Here is an 18,057-nt window from a genome sequence, read left to right as displayed (position 1 = left end):
CCGCCCAGTCCGCACGACCCGCCCGGATTCTCCGGATCGGAGCGTTATCGGGAGGCCGCGGCTCGGCGCTCTGCCCTGGTGCGGATCTTGGGCTCGGTGCCCGCCAGGATGCGGCGGAGGTTGCCTGCGTGGCGGGCGACGACGAGAACCGCGAGCAGGCCGGCGACCGCCAGCATGGGGTAGACGGCCGGCCGCAGGCCACCATGAACGAGGGCCGGCACCGCGGCCGCCCAGACCGACACGCTGATGGCAGCGCACACGGAGGCAAGGCCGACGTAGCGGGAGATCTTGAGGACCAGCAGCCACACCAGCAGCCCGCCAAACACCGCGACGGTGAGCACCCAGAACACGCCTAGCAGCGCCCCGAGGCCCGTGGCGACGCCCTTACCGCCGCGGAAGCCCAGGTAGGGCGAGAACATGTGGCCCAGCACGGTGGCGACGGGGGTGAGCAGCCAGACCCAGACGGCGATCGGTCGCGCGCCAAGATCGCCAAGCGTGCCGAGGATCAGGCCAGCAGCCAGCGTGGGCAGCAACCCCTTCAGGACGTCCAGGGCGAAGCAGAGGTTGCCCGGCCCCGGTCCGAGAACGCGTTTCACGTTGGTCGCGCCGATGTTGCCCGAGCCGGCCTTGAAGATGTCCACGCCCCTGGCCCGTGCGATCAGGTAGCCGAAGGGGATGGCCCCGATGAGGTAGGCGGCGGTGGCGAGGACGACGGCGGTGACCACGTGGCGAGGGTATGGGGCCGGTTTGGTGCAAGTAGCGTTGGCGGATCCGTGCTTCTGGAGTAGGCTTGGAGAACACCTGTACGGGAGGACGAGAGATGGACACGCGGATCTTCACGGCGGCGGTGCTCGGGCTCGGTTGTGCGGCCCTGGCCCAGGACTCGGTCTCGATCGATCTTGCGGGCGTCCGCATCGAGGACGGCCGCGACGTCTCGCGCAGCAGCGCGCCCGACACGATCGACCCGGCCACGCGGTACCGCTACGAGGTCTCGGGCATGGTCCAGGGCCGCGGTATCGTGCTGGGCTCGCTCTTCCCGGACCCGACGCCGCTGGCCGACGCGCTCGAGCAGCTCGCGCCCGGGGCGTCGGACTTCCTGACCGGCGAGGTCGAGAACCCCGACGGCAGGCACCCCTTCCAGGTGCTGGGCGAGACGTTCGAGGGCGAAGAGACGCTGGTGGGCATCACCGTGCGTTTCGCGGCGACGTTCGACGCGGGCATCGGGGCGGACAACGTCGCGTTCTTCAACATCCGCGACGTCACGCTTTCGCCCAGCTTCCTGGTGGGCTCGCTGACCTTCACCGAGGGGACGGCCATCATCGATCGCATCGAGGTCGTGTGCCGGGCCGACATCGATGGCGATGGCAGCCTGACGCTCTTCGACTTCCTCGCGTTCCAGAACCTCTTCGACGCGGGCGACCTGGGTGCCGACTTCGACGGCGACGGCGAGCTGACGCTGTTCGACTTCCTGGCGTTCCAGAACGAGTTCGACGCGGGTTGCGAGTAGCGGCCGGCCGGCCCTCCTGGGGGACGCATGTTCGCCAGCATGATCGAGCGGATCTTGCACGCCCCGTCGGTGCACACCGGGGTCGCACGGGGGCTGGTCTTCGTCGCGGTGGCGATGGTCGTGTTCGCATTGTTCGATCGCGTAGCGCGAGCGGCGATCGGGGCGCGTCGGCGGTGGTGCCCGAAGTGCCGGTATTCGCTCGACGGGCTGACCGTCGACGATGATCGCTTCTTGTGTCCCGAGTGCGGCTTCCGCAGCACGCCAACGCGAACTGGCCGACTCGAGCGATACGACTGGCAGCCGCGGAAGCGAATGCTGGTGATGGGAGTCGTGCTGCTCGTGGCTTCAGCGTTTTCGTGGTGGTGGTTCGAGCGCACCGTGCAGCCGCCACCGCTGCAGGCAACGCGGCAGCTTCCGCCGCCACCGTTCCCGCCGCCACCACCACCGCCGCTGATCCTGGGCAATCCCGGGTAGGCTGAGAGGGGTTCCCAAAGAAACAGCCCCGGACGGGAGCGTCGCGGGGCGTTCTTGATCAGTCGTCTGAAACCAAGGTCAGGAAAGAGCGTCGTCTTGCTGCGAGAGGATCGCGATTAGCGGCGACGACGGTTGGCGGCGGCAAGGCCAGCGAAGCCAAGCAGCGCTGCCGTCGCGGGCGCGGGCACCACGCCCTCGACCAGGGCGTCACCGACGTCGGCGCCGGTGAGGTCGGAGGCGGCCAGGCCAGCGTCCGACAGGAAGGTGGCGAACTCGTTGGAGACGAGCAGGTCGGCCTCGATCAGCAGGCCATCGGTGGTCGCCGAGAGGTCGCTGGGAGCGGCCACGTCGAACAGGATGGCGGCGATGCCGGTGGTGCTCTCGACGAAGAAGCCGCTGCGGTCGCCGCCAACGCGGCCGGCGTCGAAGCCGATGGTGAAGTTGCCCACCTCGACCGAATCCATGTTGAAGAAGACGCTGCCCGTGTGCTCGATGGCGCCCGAGAAGGTGGCCAGGTCGGGTCCGTAGCTGAAGGTCGTCGGCAGCGAGGCGGCGTCGCGGGCGTTGATGCCGAAGGCAACGCTGGAGTCGCCCAGCGAGCCGGGGGCGATCACGTCGGGCGAGACGCTCGACAGGTCGAGGCTGGCCGCGGCGGACAGGGTGTCGGTGTCGAGCAGCACGCTGGTCTGCCCCCCGATGACGTCGATCTGGGCGGACGCGCCTGCGGCGACCGCCAGGGCCGCGGTGGCGGCCGTGAATGCAGTAACTCTCATGGTTTTCCTTCTCCCCGTGGCGGCGCGCAACCTGCGAGCCGTCCACGAAACTGCGACCACCCCATGTGGTCAATAGCCGACGCTTCGAGCGTCTGAGAAGTCGGTTTCAAGAAGTTCTCGAAAGCGCGGGCACATCGTGATGCTCCGCGGGCAAGTCCGCTTGGGAAATCCACGAACTGTTCGGAACAGAACCCGAGCGGTTAGTAGATCGGCGTGAAGGGCAGGATGATGGAGATGAGGATGAGCAGGATGATGACCCACTCGAGGGTCTCGAGCCGGCGCGTGCCCGCGACGCCCTCCATCTTGTCATACAGGTTGTCGACCGCCTCGAGCTTGCGATGGACGCTGCCGTGCCACGCGGGCAGGTCCAGCCGGCCGGCGGCGACGCGGTAGAGCCGTGCCAGGTACTGGTTGCCCAGCAGCTTGATGGCGTTGTTGACGCCCTCGAACATGACGGCGGCGTCCGTGTGGGCGGCGGCCACGCGGCCCAGGATGCGGCCGGTGGCGAAGCCGGGCCAGATCCGCCGCTTCACGATGGCGTTGAGCGTTTCGTCTGCGTGGTCGAGGATGGCGTCGAGCTCCTGGTCGAGCACGCGGAGCTCGAGCAGCTCGACGTTGGCGTGCTGGAGCACGGCGATGACGTCCTGGGGCTCTCGGTCGAAGAGCACGGCGGCGTTCCAGTCGATGATCGCCAGGTCGTTGTCGGTGTAGGCGATGCGCCCGCCCAGCGTCCGCTCGGCCTGCTGGTCCGAGACGGGCTGGCGTTCGGCCTCGAGGGCCATGGCCAGGTCTGTCCGGAAGTCGCGGGCGAGTTGCTCGGGCGACGCGTCCTCTGGCCACTGCTCGATAGAGAAGGCGGTGTAGTCCTCGACGGCGTCGCTGAGGTTCGGGCGTTCGATGGCGCCGCCGATGGCCTCCATGATGCGCGTCAGGTGGGCGCGGGCATCGGCCTCGAGCCCCGTGTTGTCGTGCAGGGCGCAGGCGAGGTCGGGGAGGCGGTCGAGCGTGGCGGGCAGGGGCGTCTTGTAGGTCAGCAGCGCGGCGCCGAAGTCGTAGAGCAAGAGCTCGACGCTGGCGTCGGTGGTCAGGGCAGGCTCGCCGTCGAGCACGGGGATCTCGCTGCCCGAGAGCACGAGCATGAGCGGCGGCGGGCTGTAGTCGAACCACACCGGCGCGGGGCGGCGGGCGCGGACGACGCGGCGACGCGTTGCTTCCCGGACCCACGGCTCGGCCTTGTCGAGGTCGACCTGGAAGCCGATGTCGAAGGCCAGCATCGTCCAGGCCCAGCCCGAGATGCGGACGGGTGCGTCGGGCGTTGCCGGGGCGGCCGGCTGGACGTGTTGGAGTGCGGACGGGTGGGAACTGTCGGTGGGGTTTGGCATGGGGTCCGTCGGTTTGGGAAGAGCGCGAGCGCGCAAGACGATATACAGTATCGACACCACGCCGGGCGCGGCGTCGCACGACGCGACGCCCGCGGCAAGGCCCGGCTCGTGGATGGGGTTCTCGACTCCGTGGAACAACCCGACCTCGGCACGCCCGCGCACTCGCGGCTGCTGGACATCGACATCCTTCCCCAGCCTGACGACGAGACCTGCGGGCCGACCTGCCTGCACGCCGTGTACAAGTTCTGGGGCGACCAGCGGCCGTTGGAGTCGGTCATCGACTCGGTGCGGTCGCTCAACAAGGCGGGAGCCGGGCGCGGAACGCTGGCCGTGATGCTGGGCGTGCATGCGCTGAAGGAGGGCTATTCGGCCTCGCTCTACACGTTCAACCTTCAGATGTTCGACCCCACGTGGTTCGACGACGAGGGGCGGGCAGACTCGCACCAGTTGAGCGAGAAGCTCGCGGCACAGGTGGCAGCCAAGAGCTACGAGGACATGCGCTTCCCGGTCGCGACCGAGAGCTACCAGGAGTTCCTGCGGCTCGGCGGCACCATCCACTTCGAGGACCTGACGAGCGAATTGGTTTCGGGCTTTATCTCGGCCGGCCGGCCCGTGCTGACCGGGCTCAGCGCGACGTACCTCTACAAGTGCGCGCGCGAGTTCGGCCCCAAGGACGACTACGACGACGTGCGCGGCGAGCCCAGCGGACATTTCGTGGTGCTGCACGGCTACGACGAGGCAGCGCGCATGGTGCGCGTGGCCGACCCCCTGGCCGACAACCCGGGCTTCGAGGTGCAAGGCTACGACGTGCCGCTGGCGCGGCTGGTGCCGGCGATCATGTTGGGCGTCTTGACGTACGACGCGAACCTGCTGGTGATCGAGCCGAAGCAGGACGGTCCCGCATCATGAAGCCGCTCTTGATCGTGGATGCGCCCAAGCGCTTTCCCATGGACGTGCCGGGCGCCGAGACCGTGTCGGCGTATCAGTACCTGACCGACCCGCAGTTCGCGCTCGGGCGTGGACGGAAGGTGTTCAACCTGTGCCGGAGCTTGCGGTACCAGGCGTCGGGTTACTACGTGTCGCTGCTGGCCGAGGCTCGGGGTCATCGCTGCCTGCCGTCGGTGGCGGCGATCCAGGACATCCGTTTAGCCGCGGTGGTTCGCCTCGCGGGCGACGACCTTGACGAGTTGATCCAGCAGAGCCTGCGGCGGATCAAGAGCGACGAGTTCGAGCTGAGCGTGTACTTCGGGCACAACACCGCCGAGGGCCACGACAAGCTGGCGCTGGCGCTGTTCAACGCCTTCCCCGCCCCGCTGCTGCGGGCGCGGTTCGAGCATAACGGACACTGGCGGCTGGCGTCGGTGCGCGTGCTCGGGCTGGCCGAGGTGCCCGAGAGCCACCGGGCGTTCGTGGTGCAGCAGGCCGAGCGATACCTGCGGCGTGCACCTCGCAAGGCCAAGGAGGCCCCGGCGGCGCGGTTCGATCTTGCCATCCTGCACGACCCCGACGACGCGATGCCGCCCAGCGACAAGAAGGCGCTGGCAAAATTCGTCGAGGCGGGCGAGAAGATGGGGATTCGCTGCGACCTGATCGACAAGTCGGCGGCGGGGCGCATCGCCGAGTACGACGCGCTGTTCATCCGCGAGACGACCTACGTCGACCACTATACCTATCGCATGAGCCGTCGCGCGGCGGCCGAGGGCATGGTGGTGATCGACGATCCGCAGTCGATCGTGCGGTGTACGAACAAGGTGTTCCTGGCCGAGACGCTGGGGCGGCACAAGATCGCCGCACCGCGCACGCTGGTGCTGACGCGCGACAACGCCGTCGAGGGGCTGCGGTCGCTGGGCTTCCCGTGCGTGCTGAAGCAGCCCGACAGCTCGTTCTCGGCTGGCGTGTCTCGCGTGGACAGCGAACACGGGCTCGAGGCCGTGCTCGATGCGCAATTCGAGCACACCGACCTGATCGTGGCCCAGGAATACCTGCCGACGGACTTCGACTGGCGGATCGGCGTGCTCGCGGGCCGGCCGCTGTTCGCGTGCCGCTACGGGATGGCGCCGGGACACTGGCAGATCGTGAATCACCAGACCAAGGCCAAGTCGAAGGCCAAGTACGGCGACTGGCAGACCATGCCCGTCGAGGACGCGCCCAACGACGTGGTGAAGCTTGCGGTCAAGGCGGCTGGATTGATGGGCAACGGGCTGTACGGCGTCGACCTGAAGGAGGTCGGCGGCAAGCCGGTGGTCATCGAGGTGAATGACAACCCGAACGTCGATTCGGGCGTGGAGGATCAGGTGCTAGGCATGGAGTTGTACCGCCGGATCATGGAGCACTTCTTCTGGGAGCTCGAAGCGCGATGAGCAACGCCACCCAAGCCTGGCGCAACTCGATCGGCCTGTTCGGCGCCTACGGCATCGAGCTGGAGTACATGATCGTCGATGCGGACACGCTCGACGTGCGGCCCGTTGCCGACGACTTGTTCGCCGCGATGAACTCGGGTGACGCGGCGGTCGGCGAGGCCGAGCCCGATGGGCCCGATGGCCCGGTGAGCTGGTCGAACGAGCTGGTGCTGCACGTGCTGGAGCTCAAGACGCAGAAGCCCACGCCGTCGCTCGAGGGGCTGGCGGGGCACTTCCAGCGGCACGTGGGCATCGCCAACGAAGCGCTCGCGAAGATGGGCTGCCGGCTGCTGCCCACGGGCGCGCATCCGTGGATGGATCCGCTCAAGGACACGAAGCTCTGGCCGCACGAGTTCACGGAGGTGTACCGCGCCTATGACGCGATCTTCAACTGCCAGGGTCACGGCTGGAGCAACCTGCAGAGCACGCACCTGAACCTGCCGTTCGGCGACGACGAGGAGTTCGGGCGGCTGCACGCGGCGCTGCGGCTGGTGCTGCCGCTGGTGCCGGCGATCGCGGCGAGCTCGCCGATCATCGAAGGGCGCTGGAGCCCGGTGGCCGACCAGCGGCTGGAGTTCTACCGCAACAACTCGAAGCGCGTGCCGCTGATGGCCGCCAAGGTCGTACCCGAGCCGGTGTACACGCGCGAGGGCTACGAGCGAGACATCCTGGGCAAGCTCTACGAGCAGCTTGCGCCGCTCGATCCGGCGGGCGTGCTGCGGCACGAGTTCGCCAACGCGCGCGGCGCGATGGCTCGGTTCGACCGCGGCGCGATCGAGCTTCGATTGCTGGACATCCAGGAGTGTCCGGCCGCCGACCTTGCCGTCGTTCGATTGGTCAGCGAGCTGGTGCGGGCCCACGTCGAGGAGCGGTGGATGCCCTACGAGCAGCAGCAGAGGGTCTCGACCGATGCGCTGCACGACGTGATGCTCGACACGATCCGGACGGCCGAACGCACCCGCATCCGCGAGCGCTCGCTGCTGGACGCCCACGGCATGGGTGGTTCGCTGGTTTGGGCCAAGGACCTGTGGCAGCGCGTGGCCGAGGAAGTGATGCCCAAGGACCACGAAGACACGGCCGTCATGAACCGGCTGCTGGCGGCCGGCACGCTGTCGACACGCATCGGCGGGTCCGTCAAACGCTACCCCACGCGCGGGGAGCTGCGCGAGGTCTATCGCCAGCTGGCCGACTGCCTGCGCGACGGGACGCTCTTCCGTGCGTAGCGAAGATGGATGGCGGCCGGACGTGGTCGTCCTGTCGTGCGAGCACGGGGGCAACGAGGTGCCGCCCGCGTACGCGCACCTGTTCGAGGGCGCCGAGGACGTGCGGGCGAGCCACCGCGGGTGGGACATCGGCGCCCTGGGCGTGGCCCAGCGGATGGCGTGCGTGACGAGCTACCCGCTGGTGGCGTGCACGTTCACGCGGCTGCTTGTTGAGCCCAATCGCTCGCCCGACTCGGGCGACGTCTTCAGCCGCTTTACGCGGGACCTGGACGACGCGGCCCGGTCGACGATCATGCGTGACTACTACGACCGCCACCGCGGCTCGGTCGAGCGGATGCTGCACGATGCGATCGCCGCGGGCCGGCGTGTGCTGCACGTGGGCATCCACTCGTGCACGGATGAGCTCGACGGCCGCGTTCGCGAACTGGAGGTCAGCCTGCTCTTCGACCCGGACCGTGGGAGCGAGGCGTCGGTGTGCGGGGCGTGGAACGCCGAGCTGGCGCGGCTTGAGCCGACGTGGCGGCTGCCTTTCAACGAGCCCTACAAGGGCACCGACGACGGGCTGACGACGTGGCTGCGCGGGAAGTTCCCCGCCGACTCGTATGCGGGCGTGGAGGTCGAGGTGCGACAAGGGCTGATCGGCGGCGTGAACGCTCGGCGGCGCGTGGGAAGCGTGCTGGCCCGAGCCCTCGCGGCGGCGCTGCCGGCGTAGACTGGCTCATGATCCACCCCGCCCCGACGACGAAGATCGCCCCCGGGCTGGCCCGGGCGACGCTGAAGGAAGCAGTCGCCGCCACCGCGACCAAGCCGGCCCACGTCCGGCTGGCCTTTGCGAACACCAGCTACGTGCTGTACCTGCTGCCAACGGCGCCGGTAGAAGCCGAGGCGGGCGACAAGGTCTTCGGCACCATCCAGGCGCGGGCCCGGCGGGTCGACGCGATTCCGAGCGGCGGGCGGTACGTCGAGCCCGTGGTCGGCCGGCCGAGGCAGGTCCAGGGACGGATCGTGGGCCACGGCAAGGACACCATCATCGTCGACGCGGGCGTGCCGCTCCATTGCACGCTGACCGACGATCGCCAGCATGCCCAGGATTTCAAGATGGGCGACATGGTGACGTTCTCGGTGCTCGATGGCGCGAGCTTCACGCCCAAGGCCGACGCCTGAGGCCCGACGCGTTCGTTGGGAAGAGGGGTACGGCCCATGCGTGAAACGCCCGGCAGCGACCGACCGGATCTCGAGCCGATCCCGCAGAGGGGCCAGTCGATCCCGCCCAACCTGCCCGGTGAGATCACCGAGGCCGCGCACGCGCCGGCCCCCGCAACGGCGAAGTCCGTTCCGGCGATGGCGGCGCCGCCCGTCGAGCGCGACAACCCGCTGACGCGGTCGTGGGCCGGCATGCTGGGCATGGGCTTCCTGGCGTTCATGCTGCTGGTGTGCCTGGTCGGATTGTTCTGGACGCTTGCGCCTGCCTCGACGACATACCCGGGCGTGAGCGCGGGGGCCGACGGCGCGGTCACGATTGCGCGATACAACGCCGGTAGTGCCGAGTACGGACGGCTGCCGCCGTGGTGGGCGGTCGGCGAGGAGAGCAGGCTGAAGCTCAACGCGCTGGTGCCGGCCGAGGCGGTCGTCGAGGTCGTGGCCCAGTTCGGCGTGACCGAGCGCGAGGCTCGGCAGGCGACCGAGGGTGATCTGGCCGACGCGATGGCCGACTATTGGGTCTACGACGGCAACCGGCTTGCGATGCTGCTTGGTACCGACGTGCTGGGCCGGAGCCTCTTGTACCGCGTCATGACGGGCGGGGGCATCTCGCTTGGTATCGGGCTGAGCGCCGCGCTCATCAGCGTCTTCATCGGGACGCTCTACGGCGCCATCAGCGGATACGCTGGGGGCAAGACCGACGCGGCGATGATGCGCATCGTCGACGTGCTCTTTGGCCTGCCGTACATCCTGCTCGTGGTGCTGCTGGCCGTCGCGAGCGATGCGGCGATCGACGAGTACGTGAACCAGCAGAAGGCGCGGAGCTCGTGGGCCGAGGCCCGCCAGGCCGAGGTCGTGGGCACCGACGCCAGCGATCGGGACAAGGCCGCGTGGCGTGGGGAAGCGTTCGACGCCGACGCAGCGCTCGGCGAGCTCGCGAATCAGCTCGGCTTGCGGGAGACCGTCGACGGGGTGGTCGAGGCAGCCGCGGCCGCCGGCGCCATCGACGACGAGGCGAACCCCGAGGACGCCCCCGTTCTCACCAACGGTGCGGTGCTCGACGCGATGGCGCTCGAGGCCCGCCCGCCGCGGCGCCTGGCCGACTCGACGATGCTGCTGCTCGACCTGGTCGTGCTGCTGCTGGCCATCGGCGGCGTGAGCTGGCTGACCATGGCGCGTGTGATCCGAGGCCAGGTGCTGAGCCTGAAGAGCATGCCGTACATCGAGGCCGCACGCTCGGCGGGCGCTCCGACGCGGCGGATCTTCTTCGTGCACCTGCTGCCCAACCTGCTCGGGCCGATCATCGTGTATGCGACGCTGACGGTGCCGCTGGCGATCCTCCAGGAGTCGTTCCTGAGCTTCCTGGGGATCGGCGTGAAGCCCCCGCTGCCGAGCTGGGGCAACCTGGCGGCCGACGGGCTGAACGAGTTGAATCCGTATGAGAGCCTGTGGTGGCTCATCCTGTTCCCGTGCCTCTTGCTGGGCGCGACGCTGCTGGCGCTGAACTTCGTGGGCGAGGGGCTGCGCGAGGCGTTCGACCCCAAGCGCGGCCGGCGGTAGTTACTCGCCGCCCGCGAGCGCGACGCCCTCGACCACCATCTCGACGTCACGGCGTTCCAGGCCGTGCACCACGATGACCTCGACGCGCAGCGGCGGCTTGACGCGTGGATTGAACGCGACGTTCAGGTCCGGCACGGACACGATGAACTGGTCGCGTGTTTCGGTCTCTTGGGCGCGACTCAGGATGCTCAGGACGTGGCCGTTGGCATCGCGGATGGCGACGACGGGCACCAGCGGCGTGGTCTCGAGGCTGGCCTCGTCTGCATCGCCTGCATTCACGCGATCGATGAAGTACTCGAGGCTCACGCGCAGGTACTTCGTGCCGTTGACGTCGCGGTCGTCAACGTTGCGGACCAGGAAGCGAACGCCGGGCACGAGTTCCTTGTGTTCGGACATCGCCTCGAGCGGCATGCTGAAGCGCTGCACCGTGCTGGCGTGCACGACGTCGAGGTTTACCACCATGCGGTCGATGTAGTCGGGAACGGCTTCGAGTTGCGCGTGGGCGCTGAAGGTGCTGGAGATGCCACGGATGGCGGCGAGTTGCTCGGGCGGCAGGTGCGGGTGCGACTGGAAGAAGGCATTCGGATTGCCCAGGAGCAGTTGGCCCATCTGCTGGCGCTCGCGGACGATGCCCTGGGGCGAGCGTCGGCGAGAATCGCTCACCTCGACGTCGCGGCCGTCTCCCTTCAGCGAAACGACTTCGGCCCAGACCACGGCGGTTGAGCCGGTGGGTTGGTCGCCGGGTGTATCGCCGGCGGCGGGCGCAGCCAGCGGCGTGATCTTGCCATTGATGGTCAGCGAGCGCGACACGCCCGGCGAGGGGTTGGGCAAGCCCACGACTTTGACATTGGCCGAGAGGCTCTCGATCTGGAGGCGAGAGCCGCCGATCTCGACGGGCGGGGCAAGGTTCGTCCGATCGGCGGCGTCTTGCCCGAGCCCCAGTACAGCAAGGCCCAAGCCTCCTGCGACGACGACGGCGATGATCCGCTGCATGGCGTGCCTCCCACGATTGGAGTCGATGTCATCGTTCAGCATACTCGGAGAGACGCGCTCGGCGAGGGCGTTCTTTCATCTGCTGGCCGGCTTGTGACCGGGCGGTGACCCGTACGTAGCCCACCGGCGGCTGGCGATGATCTCGACGGAGTTCTTGCGACGATTCGGCCCGATCCGTGGTACATTGTGCACGGAGGTGGCATGCCATGACGCCAAGAGATTGTTCCGTGGGTCCGTCGCTCTTGTGTGTCGTCGTTGCGACGGCCGCCGTCGTGCAGGCGCAGGACTGCCGCTGGGCGCCCCTAGGCGCCGGTCTGACCGAGGGCTTCGATCCCTCGCCCCGGGCGATGCACGTGTTCGACGATGGCACGGGCGAGGCCTTGTACGTTGCGGGCGACTTCCAGCGAGCGGGCGGCGTCCGCGCCCTTGGCATCGCACGGTGGGACGGCACCCAGTGGTCGGACCTCGACGGCGGGACCTTCTTTAGCGGACCGAACGCGCTCTCGAGCTTCGACGATGGATCCGGACCGGCCCTGTATGCGGCGGGCGACTTCTTCCAGGCAGGCGGTGAGCCGGCCGAGAAGATCGCCCGATGGACGCGTGCGAGCGGCTGGGAGCCCGTCGGCGGCGGGCTCGACACCGACGGTGGTCCTGCTCTTTCGCTGGCGACCTTCGATGATGGCACGGGCGAGGCCCTCTACGTCGGCGGCGTCATCGAGACCGCGGGCGGCATGCCGGTTCAAAACATCGCCAGGTGGGACGGCGACGCGTGGTCGGACGTCGGCGGCGGCATCCTCGGCTCGGTGTTTGCGCTCGAGGTCTTCGACGACGGCTCGGGGCCCGCGCTGTACGCCGCCGGGCGCTTCTCGACCGCCGGGAGCGAAACCGCGTTCAACATTGCGAAGTGGGACGGCGTCCGGTGGACACCGGTTGGCACGGGCCTGACGAGCTTCGACGGGCGACCGGCCGTGATCGCGCTGGAGATTTACGACGACGGGACCGGTCCGGCGCTGTACGCCGGCGGCAAGTTCGATCGCCCCGGCGGCGGCAGCGCCGAGCAGTTGATCAACATCGCGCGGTGGGATGGCACGCGATGGTCGGCCGTCGGGGCGGGTGTGCCGGGCTGGTCGCCCACGCTGCGCACCGTGCAGACGATGGCCGTGCACGACCGGGGCGGCGGGGCATTGCTCTACGTTGGCGGCTACTTCGACGCGATCGAGACCGGACCGGCGAACAACCTCGCGACGTGGGATGGGCAGCGGTGGGCCGCCGTGGGCGACGGGCTCGACAATGCCGTGTTCGAGCTGGCAGTGTTCGACGCGGGGGACGGGCCCGAGCTCATCGCCGGCGGGAGCTTCATGGAGATCGACGGCGTTACGGTGAATTTCATCGCGCGGCTCGACGGCTGCCTCGGAGACTGCCGCGCTGACGTCTTTCCCGACGGAGTGTTGAACCTGTTTGACTTCCTGGTGTTCCAGAACCTGTTCGACGCCGGCGAGCTCGCGGCCGACTTCGACGGCGATGGTCGGCTGACGATCTTCGACTTCCTGGTGTTCCAGAACGAATTCGCGGCGGGATGCTGAGCGGCGGCGACGAGGCGGCCGAACGCGACGACTGCTACCTCCGCCGCCGACCGAGCGCGAGCGCGCCGATCCCCAGTACGATCGCGCCGGAAGGCGCCGGCACGACGATCACCGCGTGAGCCTCGATGAGGTCGTCCAGCCGCGATTCGCTCCTTGGCGTATCGCGGTCGAGGTAGACGTCGAATCGTCGGGTCCGCGTCTCGATGTCCAGCAGCACGCGGCCCGAGAGCGTGCCATCCCAGGTGAACTCGAACGTGTGGAAGGCGATTGGGTTCTCCGGGTCTGCGATGATGCCCGCGATCGGGAAGTGGATTTGCCCGGCGAGGATGTCCGAGATGCCATCGGGCCCGGCCGTGCCCGGGCGAGTGCCGGGCCCGTCCCTTGGGCGCACGAGCGTCGGGTTCGAGAGGTCGCCCTGCAGGACGTTGGCCACGACGTCGACGGCGACGCCGCCCATGGCGTAATCGCCGGCGGGGAAGCTGGCCAGGAGCGTGATGGCCGTAGTCTCGCCGGGCATCAGCGTCGGGTTGGCGATGTCGATGTGGATGGCTTGGGCCAAGTCGCCCGGGGCGGTCGCGGCGAGGCCGACGAGGGCCAGCGTGGCCGAGGCGTATCGGGTCGCGAGCGTCATGATCTTTCTCCTCGTGCTGGCCGGAGCTTCAAAGAGGCCGATCGGTCCAGCATACCAGAAACCTGGCGGCGACGCAAGGGGATGTGCCGGGCGCAGGGTGCCGATGCCGGGGCTTCGATGCGTCGTGCTCCGCCCGCTCCCCATACACTGCCCTGTCATGTTCAAGATCGACCTGCACACCCACATGCTGCCCGCCACCATCCCCGACTACGCCGCCAAGTTCGGCTATGGGGGGTGGGTGAACCTGACGCCGATCCCCAGCGACGACCCGGGCCAATTCGCCGGCGGGGCCCGGATGTCGATCGACGGCACGTTCTTCCGCGACGTGAAGCCGAATTGCCTGCACGCCGAGCCTCGCCTGAAGGACATGGAGCTGCACAACGTGCAGGTGCAGGTGGTCTCGACGGTGCCCGTGATGTTCGGGTATTGGGCGAAGGCCGAGGACGCGTTGGAAGTGTCGCGGTACCTCAATGACGATCTGGCCGAGCGATGTCGCGAGCACCCCGACCGGTTCATCGCACTCGGCACGCTGCCGATGCAGGACCCCAAGCTCGCGATCGCCGAGCTCGAGCGGTGCATGAAGGACCTGGGCATGGCCGGCATCCAGATCGGCAGCCACATCGAACGGCCCGGCGCGCCCGACTGGAACCTGTGGGAGCCGGCGCTGCTGGACGTGTTCGCCGCATGCCAAGACCTGGGTGCCTCGATCCTCGTGCACCCGTGGGACATGATGGGCCGCGACCAGATGGGCAAGTACTGGCTGCCATGGCTGGTGGGCATGCCCGCCGAGACGGCGCGGGCCGTGTGCGCGATGGTCTTCGGCGGGGTGTTCGACCGCCTGCCCGATCTTCGCGTGTGCTTCGCGCACGGCGGCGGCTCGTTCCCCTACACCATCGGCCGCATCGAGCATGGGTACAACAGCCGGCCCGACATCGTGGCCGTCGATTGTGCGCAGAATCCGTGGAGCTACCTGGCCGACTACGGCCAGCCCGCGCGGTTCTGGGTCGACTCTGCGGTGTACAGCCGCAACGCGCTTCGGTACCTGGTCGCGATGATGGACGAGCGTCGCGTAGCACTCGGCAGCGACTATCCGTTCCCGCTGGGCGAAGCCCGGCCCGGCGCCATGGTCGACTCGATGTACGACCTGACCGACAAGACCAAGCGGCAATTGCTGAGCGGCTCGGCCCTTGAGTTCCTGGGCATGGAGGCCGAGCGATTCCCGGGGTTGCTCGAAGAACGCAAGGCGGCGCGCGAGCGGCCGGCGACCTTTCCCGCGGAGACCGGCAAGTGAGCGAAGCCCACCACGACGGCTTGTTCGATGAGGCCCGGAAGCTCGACGCGTCGGATCCGCTGAAGCGTGAGCGTTCGCTGTTCGCGATCCCCAAGGACGATTCGGGTAACGACGTTGCCTACTTCACCGGCAACTCGCTGGGACTCATGCCCCTGAGTGCTCGCGACGCGGTGACGCAGGAACTCGACGACTGGGCGACCCTCGGCGTCGATGCGCACCTCAATGGGAAGCACCCCTGGTTCAGCTACCACGAACGCTTCCGCGAGACGGGAGCGAGGTTGGTCGGCGCTCAGCCGGGGGAGGTCGTCATGATGAACGGCCTGACGGCCAACCTTCACCTGATGATGGCCAGCTTCTACCAGCCGCAGGGCGAGCGTACGAAGATCATGGTGGAAGACGCGCTCTTCCCGAGCGACGACTACGCGGTGGAGAGCCACGTCCATCATCGCGGGCTCGATGCCAAGACCAACATCATCCGCCTGCGCCCTCGCCAGGGCGAGGACACCCTGCGGACCGACGACGTCGTCGGCGCGATCGAGGACGCGGGTGACACGCTGGCGCTCGTCATGCTCGCCGGCGTGCAGTATCGCACGGGCCAGTGGTTCGACATGCCCGCCATCACCGAGGCGGGGCACCGGGCTGGGGCGCGGGTCGGCTGGGACTGCGCGCACGCGGCGGGCAACGTGCCGCTGCAGCTGCACGACTGCGGGGCCGACTTTGCCGTATGGTGCAGCTACAAGTACTGCAACGCCGGCCCGGGGGCGATCGCCGGTTGCTTCGTGCACGAACGGCACGCCAGGAACGCCGGCATCCCACGCCTGGCCGGCTGGTGGGGCAACGACCCGACCACACGCTTCAAGATGGAGAGCGGCTTCGTGCCCCGCGAGGGCGCCGACGGCTGGCAGCTCTGCAACCCGCCGATCCTCGCGATGGCCCCACTCGCCGCGTCGCTGGAGATCTTTGACCGCGTGGGCATGTCGGCGCTCCGCGAGAAGAGCCTGGCGCTCACCGGCTTCCTGGAGCGATCGATCACCGCCATCGCGCCTGCAGCCCGCATCATCACGCCCGACGACCCGGATCAGCGCGGCTGCCAGCTCTCGATCTCGTTCGGCGACCGGGCCAGAGACATCCGCGAAGCGCTGCAGCAGCACGGCGTGGTCGCTGACTTCCGCGAGCCGGACGTCATCCGTCTTGCGCCCGTGCCCCTGTACAACACGTTCGAGGACGTGGCGCGTGCGGCGACCACCATCGCGCGCGTGACATCGCCGGCGAACGCCTGATCTCTTTTGGGTCACTCGGACTCGGCGACGATGAAGAAGCGGTCGACCTCGACCTCGTGCCGAGCGGTCGGCTCGTCTGACCGATCGAGCGTGACCAGGCCGTACCGACCCTCCATCGTGCCCCAGCTCGAGCGGAGCGGGCAGTAGCTGGCATACTCGAAGTGGCCGCCGGGCCTGAGGATGGGCTGCTGGCCCACGAGGCCTTCGCCCCGCACGACCTCGTCGACGCCGTGCGCGTCGATGATGCGCCACTGGCGGTCAACGAGCTGGATGGGAGGGGCTTCGGAGGGCGCGTCGTATTCGACGAGCACGCGGTAGCCGAAGACGTGCATGGGCTGGCCTGGATCGCTGCGCGCCGGCAGGTACTCGGGCCGAACGCGGATGCGCACCCAGCCGTCGCCGGCTTCCGTTGGGACGCGCGTGGTCGTATCGGAGCCATGGCGTCCGGGCTCGACGCTGCTGGTGGTGTGCGATCCAATCGGGTCCATCGGCGGCGGCCTCCCCTTGCAGGCCCGTGGCCCGCGAGCGAGTCGTCGCATGAACCCTAGCGCGCGACTAGCGCCGCGGTGGGCGACCCTCGGCCCGGCTGCGCGCTCGCAGCCGCGCTTCGGCCGATAAGCGGCGATCGGAGGCGCCACGACGCGGCGTCTCGGCGTCGGCGCCCTTGACGCGCACCGCCCTGGACTTGCCATTCTTCCGACGGCTGCGCTTGCGCGAGCCGTCCTCGCCTGGTCCTTGAGGCGCCACGATGTCTCCCTCCTGCACGCCGCCGCCGTTGGTGGCTTCGATCTGCTCGATCTCAGGCTCGGTGCCGGACAGGTCGAGTACGCCGGCGAACTGCTCGAGGCTGCCGCGTACGCCGGCCATCTCGCGCGACAACTCGGCGCCGGCGATGCGCAGGAGCGCCGCCAGTGGCTTGGGCATCCCGTCCTCGTTCTCGCGCAGGTCGAGCAGTTCGGTCCAGGGCTCGAGCGCCGCAGCCAGTTCGGTCAACCGATCGGCTACGCCTTCGGCTGCCTCGCGCTGGGCCTCGCATGCACCGAGTACGGTCTCGGCGCGCTCGATGAGCCGGCCCAGCGATCGCTCGGCCGACGCGACGCGCGCTTCGATGCGCTCGATCGGCACGCTCGCCAGCCGCTTGCACTCGCGGTCGACGTCGGCGAGTCGATCCTTCAGCCGGCCCGCGACGGCGTTGCGATCGACGCCCTCGGGCACGCCATCGCCGATGCCAACACCCGCTTGCACCTGGGCCTCGACGCCGGTGAGTCGCTCTTCGAGGCTTGGAACGGCCGAGACCAGCGCCGCCATCGCCGACTCCACGCGTCCCAGGGCCTCGTCGAGCGCCGCGCCTTCGGGCCGCTCCTCTCGTGGAAGCCCCGCCGGCTCGGCGGATTGGTGATCGGCAGCGCTGGACTCGGCCGTGGGTTCGGCTTCATCGACGTCGACGTGGGTTTCGTCGTGGCCGTCGTTCTCGTCCTCGTCGTCGCCGGTCTCGATGAATCGCGAGAAGCTGCCGAGCAAGCCGCGCGTCAGGGCGTCGACCTCGTCGGGCTCACCCTCGACGGTGACCCCGACGCGTCCGGCGATGGCATCCTCCTCGCACGAGCACCCTTCGCAGGTGTCCCCGCAGGCATCCTCTCGGGTGTCCTCGTAGGCGTCTTCGCGGGTGTCATCGGCCACGGTGTGTTCTTCGATGCTGCTCATGGCTTGCTCCGGTCTGGCGTGTCCTCTCGCCCAGTGGATCGACCGTCCGCAAACCCG

18 protein-coding genes are annotated in these 18,057 nt (G+C 68.8%); 11 read left to right on the top strand and 7 right to left on the bottom strand.

The features are described 5' to 3' along the window. Positions 1–44: 44 nt before the first annotated feature. A complete protein-coding gene (plsY, locus tag RIA68_13425; protein MEQ8318442.1) occupies positions 45–725 on the bottom strand; it encodes a glycerol-3-phosphate 1-O-acyltransferase PlsY in 681 nt (226 codons plus the stop codon). A 95-nt stretch (positions 726–820) separates the two neighbouring features. Here plsY and RIA68_13420 point away from each other — a divergent pair, with 95 nt between their 5' ends. Continuing rightward, positions 821–1,507, top strand: a complete 687-nt coding sequence (locus RIA68_13420; GenBank protein MEQ8318441.1) for a GC-type dockerin domain-anchored protein — start codon at positions 821–823, stop codon at positions 1,505–1,507. A 27-nt stretch (positions 1,508–1,534) separates the two neighbouring features. Further along, positions 1,535–1,981 (top strand): hypothetical protein, encoded by a 447-nt coding sequence (locus tag RIA68_13415; GenBank protein MEQ8318440.1) that lies wholly within the window; start codon positions 1,535–1,537, stop codon positions 1,979–1,981. 116 nt (positions 1,982–2,097) lie between these two features. Here the strand turns inward: RIA68_13415 and RIA68_13410 are convergent, their stop codons facing one another. Both RIA68_13410 and RIA68_13405 read right to left on the bottom strand, forming a co-directional pair. After that, on the bottom strand, positions 2,098–2,754 hold the full coding sequence (locus RIA68_13410; GenBank protein ID MEQ8318439.1) for a PEP-CTERM sorting domain-containing protein: 657 nt from the start codon (positions 2,752–2,754) through the stop codon (positions 2,098–2,100). Positions 2,755–2,954: 200 nt separating this feature from the next. Beyond that, positions 2,955–4,136, bottom strand: a complete 1,182-nt coding sequence (locus RIA68_13405; protein MEQ8318438.1) for a hypothetical protein — start codon at positions 4,134–4,136, stop codon at positions 2,955–2,957. Positions 4,137–4,265: 129 nt separating this feature from the next. Here RIA68_13405 and RIA68_13400 point away from each other — a divergent pair, with 129 nt between their 5' ends. From RIA68_13400 to RIA68_13375, 6 genes are read left to right on the top strand one after another with little or no spacing between them, the layout of a single operon-like run. Beyond that, entirely contained in the window at positions 4,266–5,045 is a 780-nt protein-coding gene (locus tag RIA68_13400) for a C39 family peptidase (GenBank protein MEQ8318437.1), read from the top strand. Further along, a complete protein-coding gene (locus RIA68_13395; protein ID MEQ8318436.1) occupies positions 5,042–6,496 on the top strand; it encodes a RimK family protein in 1,455 nt (484 codons plus the stop codon). The genes RIA68_13400 and RIA68_13395 overlap by 4 nt, the downstream gene beginning before the upstream one ends. Beyond that, positions 6,493–7,758, top strand: a complete 1,266-nt coding sequence (locus tag RIA68_13390; protein ID MEQ8318435.1) for a glutamate-cysteine ligase family protein — start codon at positions 6,493–6,495, stop codon at positions 7,756–7,758. Before RIA68_13395 ends, RIA68_13390 begins: the two co-directional genes overlap by 4 nt. Beyond that, positions 7,751–8,470, top strand: coding sequence for an N-formylglutamate amidohydrolase (locus RIA68_13385; protein ID MEQ8318434.1), 720 nt, complete (start codon positions 7,751–7,753; stop codon positions 8,468–8,470). The genes RIA68_13390 and RIA68_13385 overlap by 8 nt, the downstream gene beginning before the upstream one ends. Positions 8,471–8,478: 8 nt before the next feature. After that, entirely contained in the window at positions 8,479–8,922 is a 444-nt protein-coding gene (locus tag RIA68_13380; GenBank protein ID MEQ8318433.1) for a hypothetical protein, read from the top strand. A gap of 36 nt (positions 8,923–8,958) precedes the next feature. Then, positions 8,959–10,518, top strand: a complete 1,560-nt coding sequence (locus tag RIA68_13375) for an ABC transporter permease (GenBank protein ID MEQ8318432.1) — start codon at positions 8,959–8,961, stop codon at positions 10,516–10,518. Here the strand turns inward: RIA68_13375 and RIA68_13370 are convergent, their stop codons facing one another. Beyond that, complete coding sequence (locus tag RIA68_13370) at positions 10,519–11,511, bottom strand: hypothetical protein (GenBank protein MEQ8318431.1); 993 nt, start codon at positions 11,509–11,511, stop codon at positions 10,519–10,521. It lies immediately after the preceding gene. A gap of 206 nt (positions 11,512–11,717) precedes the next feature. Here RIA68_13370 and RIA68_13365 point away from each other — a divergent pair, with 206 nt between their 5' ends. After that, positions 11,718–13,094, top strand: coding sequence for a GC-type dockerin domain-anchored protein (locus tag RIA68_13365; protein ID MEQ8318430.1), 1,377 nt, complete (start codon positions 11,718–11,720; stop codon positions 13,092–13,094). A gap of 34 nt (positions 13,095–13,128) precedes the next feature. Here the strand turns inward: RIA68_13365 and RIA68_13360 are convergent, their stop codons facing one another. Then, positions 13,129–13,725, bottom strand: a complete 597-nt coding sequence (locus tag RIA68_13360) for a hypothetical protein (protein ID MEQ8318429.1) — start codon at positions 13,723–13,725, stop codon at positions 13,129–13,131. Between the two features lie 157 nt (positions 13,726–13,882). Here RIA68_13360 and RIA68_13355 point away from each other — a divergent pair, with 157 nt between their 5' ends. Further along, positions 13,883–15,016: an amidohydrolase family protein gene (locus RIA68_13355; GenBank protein ID MEQ8318428.1), complete on the top strand. Its 1,134-nt coding sequence runs from the start codon at positions 13,883–13,885 to the stop codon at positions 15,014–15,016. Beyond that, complete coding sequence (gene kynU / locus RIA68_13350; GenBank protein MEQ8318427.1) at positions 15,013–16,296, top strand: kynureninase; 1,284 nt, start codon at positions 15,013–15,015, stop codon at positions 16,294–16,296. Before RIA68_13355 ends, kynU begins: the two co-directional genes overlap by 4 nt. An 11-nt stretch (positions 16,297–16,307) precedes the next feature. On the opposite strand, the gene RIA68_13345 is transcribed toward kynU, so the two are convergent. Next, the gene (locus RIA68_13345) at positions 16,308–16,784 is read right to left on the bottom strand and encodes an ApaG domain (protein MEQ8318426.1); all 477 of its coding nucleotides are present in this window, start codon (positions 16,782–16,784) and stop codon (positions 16,308–16,310) included. Positions 16,785–16,851: 67 nt separating this feature from the next. Further along, a complete protein-coding gene (locus RIA68_13340) occupies positions 16,852–18,000 on the bottom strand; it encodes a hypothetical protein (GenBank protein MEQ8318425.1) in 1,149 nt (382 codons plus the stop codon). Positions 18,001–18,057: the final 57 nt, after the last annotated feature.

This window comes from Phycisphaerales bacterium, from assembly GCA_040217175.1.
Classification (GTDB): domain Bacteria; phylum Planctomycetota; class Phycisphaerae; order Phycisphaerales; family UBA1924; genus JAHCJI01.
The sequence above is the reverse complement of the archived record's forward strand: the minus strand, read 5'-3'. Positions and strand labels throughout refer to the sequence as shown.